The organism is Falsiroseomonas sp. RANM36 (assembly GCF_056682175.1).
In genome coordinates, this window is sequence record NZ_JBWXTD010000004.1 from 770,879 (window position 1) to 781,380 (window position 10,502).

10 protein-coding genes are annotated in these 10,502 nt (G+C 70.4%); 2 read left to right on the plus strand and 8 right to left on the minus strand.

The genetic code is table 11. The annotated features are described in order from the left end of the window. Nucleotides 1-103: 103 nt before the first annotated feature. Nucleotides 104-1,330, plus strand: coding sequence for a benzoyl-CoA 2,3-epoxidase subunit BoxA (gene boxA, locus AC1MIR_RS17495; RefSeq protein WP_480029461.1), 1,227 nt, complete (start codon nt 104-106; stop codon nt 1,328-1,330). Continuing rightward, on the plus strand, nt 1,314-1,760 hold the full coding sequence (locus AC1MIR_RS17500; protein ID WP_480029462.1) for an acyl-CoA thioesterase: 447 nt from the start codon (nt 1,314-1,316) through the stop codon (nt 1,758-1,760). Before boxA ends, AC1MIR_RS17500 begins: the two co-directional genes overlap by 17 nt. On the opposite strand, the gene AC1MIR_RS17505 is transcribed toward AC1MIR_RS17500, so the two are convergent. The 8 genes from AC1MIR_RS17505 to AC1MIR_RS17540 all read right to left on the minus strand — a co-directional run. Further along, nucleotides 1,761-2,663 carry a helix-turn-helix transcriptional regulator gene (locus tag AC1MIR_RS17505; RefSeq protein WP_480029463.1) on the minus strand — a complete coding sequence of 301 codons (903 nt, stop codon included), beginning with the start codon at nt 2,661-2,663 and terminating at the stop codon, nt 1,761-1,763. 54 nt (nt 2,664-2,717) lie between these two features. Further along, nucleotides 2,718-3,596: an NAD(P)-dependent oxidoreductase gene (locus AC1MIR_RS17510; protein ID WP_480029464.1), complete on the minus strand. Its 879-nt coding sequence runs from the start codon at nt 3,594-3,596 to the stop codon at nt 2,718-2,720. Beyond that, complete coding sequence (locus tag AC1MIR_RS17515) at nt 3,593-5,962, minus strand: xanthine dehydrogenase family protein molybdopterin-binding subunit (protein ID WP_480029465.1); 2,370 nt, start codon at nt 5,960-5,962, stop codon at nt 3,593-3,595. Before AC1MIR_RS17515 ends, AC1MIR_RS17510 begins: the two co-directional genes overlap by 4 nt. After that, the gene (locus AC1MIR_RS17520; protein WP_480029466.1) at nt 5,959-7,020 is read right to left on the minus strand and encodes an ABC transporter ATP-binding protein; all 1,062 of its coding nucleotides are present in this window, start codon (nt 7,018-7,020) and stop codon (nt 5,959-5,961) included. The genes AC1MIR_RS17515 and AC1MIR_RS17520 overlap by 4 nt, the downstream gene beginning before the upstream one ends. A 4-nt stretch (nt 7,021-7,024) precedes the next feature. Beyond that, nucleotides 7,025-7,945 carry a carbohydrate ABC transporter permease gene (locus AC1MIR_RS17525; RefSeq protein ID WP_480029467.1) on the minus strand — a complete coding sequence of 307 codons (921 nt, stop codon included), beginning with the start codon at nt 7,943-7,945 and terminating at the stop codon, nt 7,025-7,027. Continuing rightward, nucleotides 7,945-8,856: a carbohydrate ABC transporter permease gene (locus AC1MIR_RS17530; protein WP_480029468.1), complete on the minus strand. Its 912-nt coding sequence runs from the start codon at nt 8,854-8,856 to the stop codon at nt 7,945-7,947. The genes AC1MIR_RS17525 and AC1MIR_RS17530 overlap by 1 nt, the downstream gene beginning before the upstream one ends. A 13-nt stretch (nt 8,857-8,869) precedes the next feature. Next, nucleotides 8,870-10,216 carry an ABC transporter substrate-binding protein gene (locus AC1MIR_RS17535; protein WP_480029469.1) on the minus strand — a complete coding sequence of 449 codons (1,347 nt, stop codon included), beginning with the start codon at nt 10,214-10,216 and terminating at the stop codon, nt 8,870-8,872. Between the two features lie 73 nt (nt 10,217-10,289). Then, nucleotides 10,290-10,502 (minus strand): hypothetical protein (locus tag AC1MIR_RS17540; protein WP_480029470.1); only part of this gene is annotated, 213 nt, incomplete at its 5' end.

Consider the following 10,502-nt stretch of genomic DNA (forward strand, 5'->3'; position numbering starts at 1 on the left):
GCGGGGCGCGCCCCGGGGGGCGGGGCGGCCCGGGGGGGGGGCCCCTGGGGGGCCCGGGCCCCCCCCGGGGGCCCGCCAGCGCTGATCGGCCCGGGAGTGAGCCATGGATGGTATGCAGAACGCGGAGGGCACGACCCTCAAGCAGCACCTGATCGACCCCGAGATCTGCATCCGCTGCAACACCTGCGAGGCGACCTGCCCGATCAACGCAATCACCCACGACGACAACAACTACGTCGTGGACGCGAACACCTGCAACGCCTGCGGCGACTGCATCTCCCCCTGCCCCACGGGGGCGATCGACAACTGGTTCAACGTCGCGAAGCCCTACAGCCTGGAGGAGCAGTTCTCCTGGCAGGAATTGCCGCCGCGCGCGCCGGAACCGGCCCTCGCCGCCGCGGCCGCCGATGCGGAAGCCGCGGCGCTGTTCGCGGAGGCCCATAAGGGCGCCGGCGGACCGGTGCGCGCCCCGAGCACTGCGGCAAAGCCGAAGGTCAACCTGTTCAATCGCGCGACGCCGGCGCAGGCCAGAGTGACGGGCAACATCCGCGTCACGAAGTCCGGCACGTCATCGGACGTGCACCACATCATCCTGGATTTCGGCACTACGACCTTCCCGGTTCTCGAAGGCCAGAGCATCGGCGTGGTGCCGCCGGGGCTCGACGCGAGAGGCCGTCCGCATGCGATGCGGCTGTACTCCGTCGCCTCCGCGCGCGACGGCGAGAAGCCCGGCGCGAACAACCTCGCACTCACCGTCAAGCGTGTCGCCGAGCCGCGCGAGGATGGCGGCGTCTTCCGCGGTGTCGCCTCAAACTGGCTGTGCGACCTCAAGGTCGGCGACAGCCTCGGCGTGATCGGACCCTTCGGCACCACCTTCCTGCTGCCGGACGAGCCCGAGGCCGATGTGGTGATGATCTGCACCGGCACCGGCGCCGCGCCCTTCCGCGGCTTCACCGAACGCCGCCGGCGCATCGCACAGGCCGGCAGCGGCAAGCTGCATCTCTACTTCGGCGCGCGCACGCCGCAGGAACTGCCCTATTTCGGCCCGCTCCAGAAAGTGCCGGCCGAGGTGCTGGCGCAGGAGCTCGTCTACAGCCGCGTGCCCGGCGCGCCCAAGGAATACGTGCAGGACCGCATGCGCACGCGCCGTATCGAGCTCGCCGCGCTTCTCGCGAAGCCGCGCACCCACATCTATGTCTGTGGCTTGCGCGGCCTGGAGGCCGGCGTGGACCAGGCGCTCACGGAGATCGCGGCGGTGCACGGGATGGACTGGTCGGCGCTGCGCGCGGCCATGCGCGAGGAAGGCCGCTTCCATGTCGAAACGTATTGAGGGGAAAGCCTATCCCTTCATCCACGCCCGGCGGATCCGCTGGGGAGAATCCGATCCGGCGCGCATCGCCTACACCGCGCGCTTCCTGGATTTCGCGATGGACGCGATCGAGGCCTTCTTCACCGACCGCCTCGGCGCGAGCTTCTATGAGTTCAACCTGGACATGGGCTCCGGCTCGCCCTTCGTGCGGGTGGAGCTGGATTTCCGCAGCCCCGTCACGCCGCGCGACACGCTGGAGACCGAGGTTCGGATCGCAAAGCTCGGCGGATCCTCCGTGACCTTCGTCGTCATCGGGCGCGTCGGCGAGCGCGTGTCCTATGAAGGCCGGCTGGTCTGCGCCTTCGTGGACTCGACGGGCGCGAAGATGAAGCCGATCCCCATCCCGCCCGAGTTCCGCGCGAAGCTGGAAGCGGATTTGCTGGCCGGCTGATCAGGCGCGGGCCAGCAGAGGCAGCGCCAGCAGCGCCTCCAGCACCTGCTCGACGTCTCGGCCGGATGTCTCCACGATGCAGTCGGCGCGCGAATAGAGCGGCGCGCGGCTGTCCAGGATCGCGCGCAGGTCCTCCATGGCGCGGCGGTTGTCGCGCATCGGCCGCGTGTCGCCTTGCGCGATGACGCGGCGCATATGGTCTTCGGGAGTCGCGCGCAGCCAGATGGTGACGCAGCTGTCGAGCAGCAGGCCGAAGGTCGCGGGCTCCGCCACGATGCCGCCGCCGGCCGCGATCACCGCGGGCTGATCCTGCCGCACCAGGCGGTGCAGCGCGGCCTGTTCCAGCCGACGGAAGCCCTCCTGCCCGTGTACGGCGAAGATGTCGGACAGCTCCATCCGACCTTCGCGCTCCACCTCCCGGTCGAGCTCGACGAAATCCACGCCGAGCCGCTCCGCCAGCAGCCGGCCAAGCGTGGACTTGCCCGCGCCGCGCAGCCCGATCAGCGCGATGCGTCGCGCGCGGGAAGGCGCTGGCGTGCCGCCGAAATGCTGCAGCACGAGGCGCCGCGCCTCGGCCAGGCGCGCCTCCGGCAGTTGCGCCAGGAAGGTGTCGAGCAGCGCGTGCTCCACGCTGCGTTCCGCCCGCTCGGCGGTGAGCTCGTCGGCGCCGATGCCCAGCGCGCGCGCGATCCGGCGCAGCAGCAGGATGGAGATGTTGCCGCTGCCGAGCTCCACCTGCGCGATGTGCCGTTCCGAGACGCGGGAGAGCCGCGCCAGGTCGCGCCGCGTCACGCCGCGCCGCGCGCGGATGGTGCGCAGGCGGCTTCCGAGTGCGCGCAGGAAGGCCTCGTCGTCCGGCTCGCCATCGGCCGGTGCGGGGCGTTGCGGGGTTTCGCCGGACATCGCGCGCAGCATAGGCCAGGTCGCGCGCGCCGGGCAGACGCGCGCGTGCCCCGTTCAGCGATAGGCGGCGATGATCGCCTGCGTGCCGACCTCGCCGCCGAGTTCCGCCTGGACGCGCTCGAACAGCCGGCGGGACTGCGCCATGCCCGGCAGGTCGAGGCCCATCGCCTCGGCTTCCGCCATGGCGATGCCGAGGTCCTTGAGGAAGTGCTTCACCATGAAGCCCGGCGCGAAATCGCCGACGAGCATCTTCGGCCCCATCACGTTGAGCTGCGTGGAGCCCGCCGCGCCCGGCGCCAGCGCCGCCAGCACCGATTCGCCATCCAGCCCCGCGCGGCGCGCGTAGGAGACGGCCTCGGCCACGCCCATCACGGCGGAGGCGATGGCGATCTGGTTCGCCATCTTGGTGTGCTGGCCGGCGCCCGGCCCGCCCATGTGGCGGATCGTCTTGCCCATCTTCGCAAAGACCGGCTCGGCGCGCGCGAAGGCGCCGGCATGGCCGCCGACCATGATGGAGAGCGCCGCGTTGCGCGCGCCGACATCGCCGCCGGAGACCGGCGCATCCAGCGCCGCACAGCCCTTCGCCGCGGCCTTCTCCGCCAGCGCCACGGCGAGCCGCGGCGAGGAGGTGGTCATGTCGATCAGCAGCGTGCCGGGCTTCGCGCCGGCGAGCAGGCCCTCGGCGCCGAGCCAGACCTGCTCCACATCCTGCGGAAAGCCGAGGATGGTGATGACGATGTCGGAGGCGGCGGCGAGCGCTGCCGGCGTCTCCGCCCAGGTGGCACCGGCATCCAGCAGCGCCTGCACGCGCGGCCCGCGCGAGCGGTTGGCGATGGTCATGGGATGGCCGGCGGCGCGCAGATGGCCGGCCATCGCGCCGCCCATGATGCCGAGCCCCATGAAGCCGATGCGGGGAAGCGTGTCGTTGCTCATGGCGAGTCCTTCGCGGCCTGCAGCGCCGCCCAGATGCGCGAAGGCGTGGCGGGCTGGCTTTCGAGATGCGCGCCGGCCTGCGCCAGCGCGTCGTTCACGGCGTTCATCAGCGCGCCGATGCCGCCCATCGTCCCGCCCTCCGCCATGCCCTTGATGCCGGCGGGCGTGCGCGGGTTCGGCGTGTCGTGGTGCGAGAGCGTGAAATCGGGCAGATCGGCGGCGCGCGCAAGGGCGTAGTCCATGAAGGAGCCGGCCAGCGCCTGGCCGTCATCGCCATAGGCCGCGTGTTCCATCATCGCGCCGGAAAGGCCCATCGCCGTCGCGCCATGCGTCTGGCCCTCGACAACGAGCGGGTTGATGCGCGTACCAGAATCCTCGGCGACGACGTAGCGCAGGATGCGGAGCGCGCCGGTCGCGGGCTCGATCTCCACGGCGCAGGCATGGGTGCTGTTGGTGTAGGTCATCGCCGGCGGGTCGAAAGCCAGCACCGTGTGCAGGCCGGGCTCCATCCCCGGCGGCAGGCGCAGCGGATCGAGATGCGCGGTGCGCGCCACCTGTGCCAGCGAGAGGCCCGTGTCGGACCACGCGCCTTCCACCTGCCGCAGCACGCGGCCCTCCCGCAGGTCGAGGCCGTCGGCGCTGTTGAGGTCGAGCATTGCCGCGGCGATGGCCAGCACCTTCGCCTTCAGCCGCTGCCCGGCCATGTAGAGCGCGCCGCCGCCCGCCGCCGCACCGCGGCTGCCGCGGCTGCCCATGCCGTAGGGCGCGATGTCGCTGTTGCCGATCTGGATCACCAGATCCTCGAAGGCCGCGCCAAGCCCCGCGGCGGCGGCCTGGGCGAGCGTGGTCTCGTAGCCCTGCCCGGAGCCCATCAGCCCGCAGGAGGCGATGACAGCGCCGGAGGGCTCCACGCGGATCGTCGCGACCTCGTGGCCCGAGCCGGGGATGCCGGCCGATTTGTAGAAGGCGGAGCCGTAGGTGGTGCTTTCCACCACCGTGCAGAGCCCGATTCCGAGCAGTGTTTCGCGCTTCCGCGCCTGCTGCGCGCGGAAGTCGGCATAGCCGAGCGTCTCGGCGCCGGCATCCAGCGTCGCGCGCGGGGTCAGCGCGTCGTAGCGCTCGCCGGTCGCGGTGATGAAGGGCAGGTCGGCATCGGCGATGGAGTTGATCCGCCGCACCTCCAGCGGATCGAGGCCGAGCTCGCGTGCGATCGCGTCGATCGTCCCCTCCATGATCCAGGAGGTGACGGCCATCGGCGCGCGCATCGGGCCGGCGGGGCATTTGTTGGTCAGCCAGACCTGCACGTCGTAGCCGTATTCCTTCACGCGATAGGGCCCGGTCAGGATCATCGCGACGACGCGCGCCATGTAGTTGGCGGGGAAGAAGGACCAGGCGCCGAAATCGGCCTCGATGGCGCAGGTCAGGCCGAGCAGGCGACCATCGGCGGTGACGGCCGCACGGGTGGTGACGTCCTCCTCGCGCGCCATCATCGCGGCTGTCAGGTTCTCGCCGCGTGTCTCGCGCCACCGGACCGGCCTGTTCAGAAGCCGGGCAGCGGCAGCCAGGCAAAGATCTTCACGCAACGGAATAATCTTCTGGCCGAAGCCGCCGCCCATCTCCGGGCTGTCCACGGTGATCTGGAATTCCTTCAGGCCGAGCCGCGCGGCGACAGCACTGCGATAGGGATGCGGCGCCTGGGTGCCGACGCGCATCGTCAGGTGCTCGCGCCCCGCATCCCAGATCGCCAGCACGCCGCGCGGTTCCAGCGGCACATGGGTCTGGCGGTGCTGGCCGAAGCGTTTTTCTACGACGCGATCGGCACGCGCGAAGGCCCCGTCGAGACCTGGCGTCGCGAAGGACTGGCGCGAGACGCGGTTGCCCGGAACCGCCGGGTCCACGAGCGCCACAGCTTCCTTCGCTTGCGCGATGCTCGCGATGGCGGGAAGCGGGTCCCAATCCACCTGCACCAGCTCCGCCGCATCCTCGGCGGCCACGCGGGCTTCCGCCAGGACCAGCGCGACGGGATCGCCGACCAGGCGCGCCGTCTCCACCGGCAGCACCGGCATCTCCATCGGCAGCAGGCCTTCGATGGGCGGGGCCATGCGCAGCGGCGCGACGAGCCCGTTCAGATCGCGCCCGGTCAGCACGGCGACCACGCCCGGCACGGCGCGCGCGGCAGCGGCGTCGATGGCGCCGATGCGCGCATGCGGATGCGGGCTGCGCACGAACACAGCATGCAGGCAGCCGGGCGGCGCCGCGATGTCATCGAGGAAACGGCCCTGTCCCATCAGCAGCCGCCGGTCCTCGCGCCGTCGCAGCGGACGGCCAAGCACGCCGCCCGGCTCGGGGGGCGGCGGAACGCTCACAGGCGTGCTTCCGTCTGCTTGTCGAACAGGTGCAGCCGCGCCGGGTCCACGCCGAAGCTGATCGTATCGCCGGAACGCGCACGCCATTCCTTCGCGACCCGCAGCGTCAGCGGCACGTCGCCGGGCGCCACGACTTCCAGCAGCGTCTCGGAGCCGAGCGGCGAGACCAGGTCCACCCGCGCCGCGATGGTGGCGAGGCCGGGTGCCGGCGCGCCGACATCCTCCGGCCGCAGGCCGAGCGTCACGGCGCGCCCCGGCGCCGCGGCGCCTTCCGGCAGCGCGATGCGCAGCGGGCCGCGGGCGAAGCTGCCATCGGACGCGATCTCGCCCTCGACCAGGTTGATCTGCGGGCTGCCGAGGAAGCTGGCCACGAAGGTGTTGGCCGGGCGGCCATAGATGCCCTCCGGCGTGTCGAGCTGCTGGATCAGGCCACCGCGCATCACCGCGATCCGGTCGGCGAGCGTCATCGCCTCCGCCTGGTCGTGGGTGACATAGACGAAGGTGGCCTGCAGGCGCTGGTGCAGGTGCTTGATGAGGCTGCGCATCGAAAGCCGCAGCGCGGCGTCGAGGTTCGACAGCGGCTCGTCCATGAGGAACACGCTCGGCTTGCGCACGATGGCGCGGCCGAGCGCCACGCGCTGCCGCTGCCCGCCGGAGAGCTGCGACGGACGACGATCGAGCAGATGCGCGATCTCGAGTTGCTCCGCGACCTCCTGAACGGCCCGCTCGATCTCCGCCCGCGGCGTACGGCGCAGGGCCAAGGGAAAGGAAATATTCTCGCGCACGGTCTTGTTCGGGTAGAGCGCGTAGGACTGGAAGACCATCGCGACCTCCCGCTTGTGCGGGGGCTGCCAGGTCACGTCCTTCTCGTCGAAGCGCAGCGTGCCGTCGCTGATCTCCTCGAGCCCCGCGATCATGTTCAGCGTGGTGGTCTTGCCGCAGCCGGAGGGGCCGAGCAGGACCATGAACTCGCCGTGCCGGATGGTCAGGTCCAGCCGGTCCACGGCGACGACGCTGCCATAGCGCTTCGTCAGCTGCTCGCAGGCGATGGTGGCCATGGCGTTACCCCTTCACCGCGCCGGCCGTGAGGCCGGAGACGATGTAGCGCTGGAACAGCACCGCCATCAGCACCGGCGGGATGATGGCGATGACGCCCGCCGCGTTCACGAAGGAGAAGCTGGTGGTGAAGTCCATCACGAATCCCGAGATGACGATGGGCAGCGTCTGCGCCGCGACGTTCTGCGTCAGCACCAGCGCGAAGACGAATTCGTTCCAGGATGTCAGGAAGGCGAAGGTGAGCGAGGCCACCAGCGCCGGCAGCGACAGCGGCAGATACACATGCCGCAGCGCCCCCCAATGGCCGCAGCCGTCGATCCGCGCGGCGCGGTAGAGGTCGCGCGGGATGCCCTCGAAATAGGAGATCAGGATGAAGATGGTGAAGGGCACGGTGATGGCGAGGTAGGTCACCACCAGAGCGCCCAGCGTGTTGATCAGCCCGAGATTCCGCACCACCAGGAACAGCGGCACGATCAGCGCGATGTCCGGCACCACGCGTGTTGCCAGCACGGTGTAGAGCGTGGCGCGACGGCCGCGGAAGTCGATGACAGCGATCGCATAGGCCGCCGTGATGGACAGCAGCAGGTTCAGCACCGCCACCCACAGCCCGACCGTCAGGCTGTTCCAGAGCGAGGGGATCAGGTTCGCCGCGCCGGATGGAAGAAAACCGCCGGTGGCAGGGTCGCCCTGGCGCCGCGTCTCGTAGGTCACCTGGCGCTCGGCGGCGTTCAGGATGGCGTCGAAATTGCCGAAGTTGAGCTCCGGCGGCAGCCAGTTCGGCGGTACCGCGGTGATCTGCGCCTCGGTCTGCAGCGAGGAAGAGACCAGCCACGCCACCGGCCCCGCGACATACAGCACGAAGAGCGCCGAGAAGAACGCCAGCAGCAGCGCGCGGCCGATCCGGGGTGCAACAGGACGGCCGGCCATCAGAGGCGCTTCCCCAGCCAGCGGATCACCGCCCAGGACAGCAGGAAGGTCGCCATCGCCAGCACGTAGCTCATTGCAGCACCCGTGCCGAAGCGGAGGGAGCGGAAGGTCTCGACATAGATCAGCCAGGAGAGCGTGAAGCTGGCATCGCCCGGCCCGCCCTGCGTCATGATCAGGAACAGGTCGAAATGGCGGATGCTGATCATCGTCTCATAGACCAGCACCAGCATCAGCCCTGGCCGCAGCGCCGGCAGCGTGACATGCACGAAGCGCTGGAACACATTGGCGCCATCCACCTTGGCGGCGCGATAGAGGTCGTCCGGGATCGCCTTCATCGTCACGATCAGCAGCAGCGCGGCCAGCGGCATCTGTTTCCAGATCGCCGCATTGGCGATCAGCAGCAATGTCAGGTCCGGATCGCCGAGCCAGGCACGGTATCGCTCGATGAGGCCGAGCTGCAGCAGCAGCCCGTTCAGCAGGCCGTAGGTCGGATCGTAGATCCACTTCCACATCAGCCCGTTCACGACCGAGGGCGTCGCCCAGGGCACCAGCAGCAGCACGGAGAGGAAACGCTGGCCCGGGAAGGCCTCGTTCAGCAGCAGCGCGACCAGCACGGCGAGGATCGTGGTCACGGCGACGGTCACGACCGTGTAGAAGGTGGTCCGTCCCACCGCGAGCCAGAAGCGGTCATCGGCGAAGATGCGAAGGTAGTTGTCGAAGCCGACGAAGGGCCGGCGCAGCGGACGCGTCAGCACGATGTCGTGCAGGCTGACCCAGAAGGAATAGAGGATCGGATAGGCGGCCACGACCAGGAGCACCGCCACCACCGGGAAGACCAGCAGCGCGGCGATGCGCTCGTCATAGCCCAGCGCGAAGCGCCTCCGGCGCCCCGGAGCGGGGCGCCGTTGCACCGTCGCGCTCACCTCAGCGGAAGGCCCGGCGCAGCTCCGTCCACTTCGCCGCCGCGCCGCGCATCGCCGCCTCCGGCTCCGCACGGCCGAGGCAGACGGATTGCCAGGCCTGGTTGGAGGTCTCGACCCATTCGCCGAACCAGGGCGAGATCACGTCCTTCTTCTTCGCCAGCGTCGCCTGCTGCGCGATCACCTCGCCGCCACCGGCCCAGCGCTGCCAGAACTGCTGCACCACCGGGTCCTGCGCCAGCGGCATGGCGCAGGTGGGCAGGCCCACATCGGTCAGCAGCAGCCGTTGCATCGAGTATTCGCCGGAGGTGTCGCGGCCGCCGAAGAACTCCACGAACTTGACCGCCCGCTCGCGCCGCGCGCGATCCTGCTTGGCGCCGGGCGTCATGCCGTAGAAGCGGATCCAGCCGCAGGTGGCGTTGGCGCCGTCCGGCCCGCCCTTCGGCATCAGCGCGATGCGGATCTTGCCCGCGGCCGAGGCCTGGGAGGGATCGTTCAGCGCGCGGATGCGATAGGTCGGCACGATGCCGAAGGCGTGCGAGCCGCCGCCCATCGCGCGCAGCCCGTTGATCTCCGGCGTCTCCACCGCGCCGGGCGAGACGATCTTGTGGGTGTGGATCGCCTCCCGGATGAAGCGCGCCGCGCGCACGGCGCCGCGGTTCGGATCCGCCATCACCGCCTGGCCCTGCTCATCCGTGAAGCGGCCGCCGAAGGCGAAGGTGAGCGCGGAGACGAACTCGATCAGCCAGGTGTCGGCCGCGAGCGAGAGCAGTAGCGGGAATTCCGAGATGCCCTGCTGCTTGATGCGCAGCGATTGCTGCACGACCTCGTCCCAGGTGGTCGGCGGCGCGGAGATGCCGGCGCGCTGCAGGATCTCCGTGTTGTACATGAAGCTCATGTGGTCGCCGTAATAGGCGAGGCCGTACTGCTTGCCGCGATAGGTCATGGACTGCGTGCAGTATTCCGCGGCCTCGGCGTTGAAGCGCATGAGCTGCGGAATGTCGTTGATCTCCGCCAGCCACCCGGCCTCGGCGAATTCCGGCAGCCAGGCGTCGGAGATCCATGCGACGTCGATCGGTGCGTTGCCGACAAGGCGCGTGACCAGCGCCGTGCGGTACTGCGCCCAGGGGAAGTTCTCGTAGTTCACGCGCGTGCCGGTCGCGCGCTCGAAGGCGGAGATCTGCGCCTTCACCTGGTCCACCGCGGCGGACCAGCCGACGAAGTTCACCGTGCCACCGGCCTGCGCCGCGGCATCGCGCGCGGCAAGGCCGCCGGCGAGAAGGCCCGGCGCGGCGGCCAACCCGGCCAGCACTTGGCGGCGGCCCACAAGCGGCATCAGGGGCTTCGGCATCGCTCGTCTCCCAACTTGGCCGGCACAGTATTCGCGCAGCCATCGAAGTTGTCGAGGCTGCGTGGCGGCGCGATCACGGTCGCGGGACCCCGGGCGGCGCGGTCATCGCCGGCGCGGCGCGGTGGCCGATCAGGGACCAGCTTTCATCGGGCCAGTCCGCCGCGCCGCCCAGAAGCGCGCGCGATTCGGCGAAGGCCGCCGCATCGGCTTCGGTCAGGCATCGGACCATCGCCCGGGGGGGGGGCGGCCGGCCCCCCCCCCCCCCCGCCCCGCGCCGCCCCCGGAG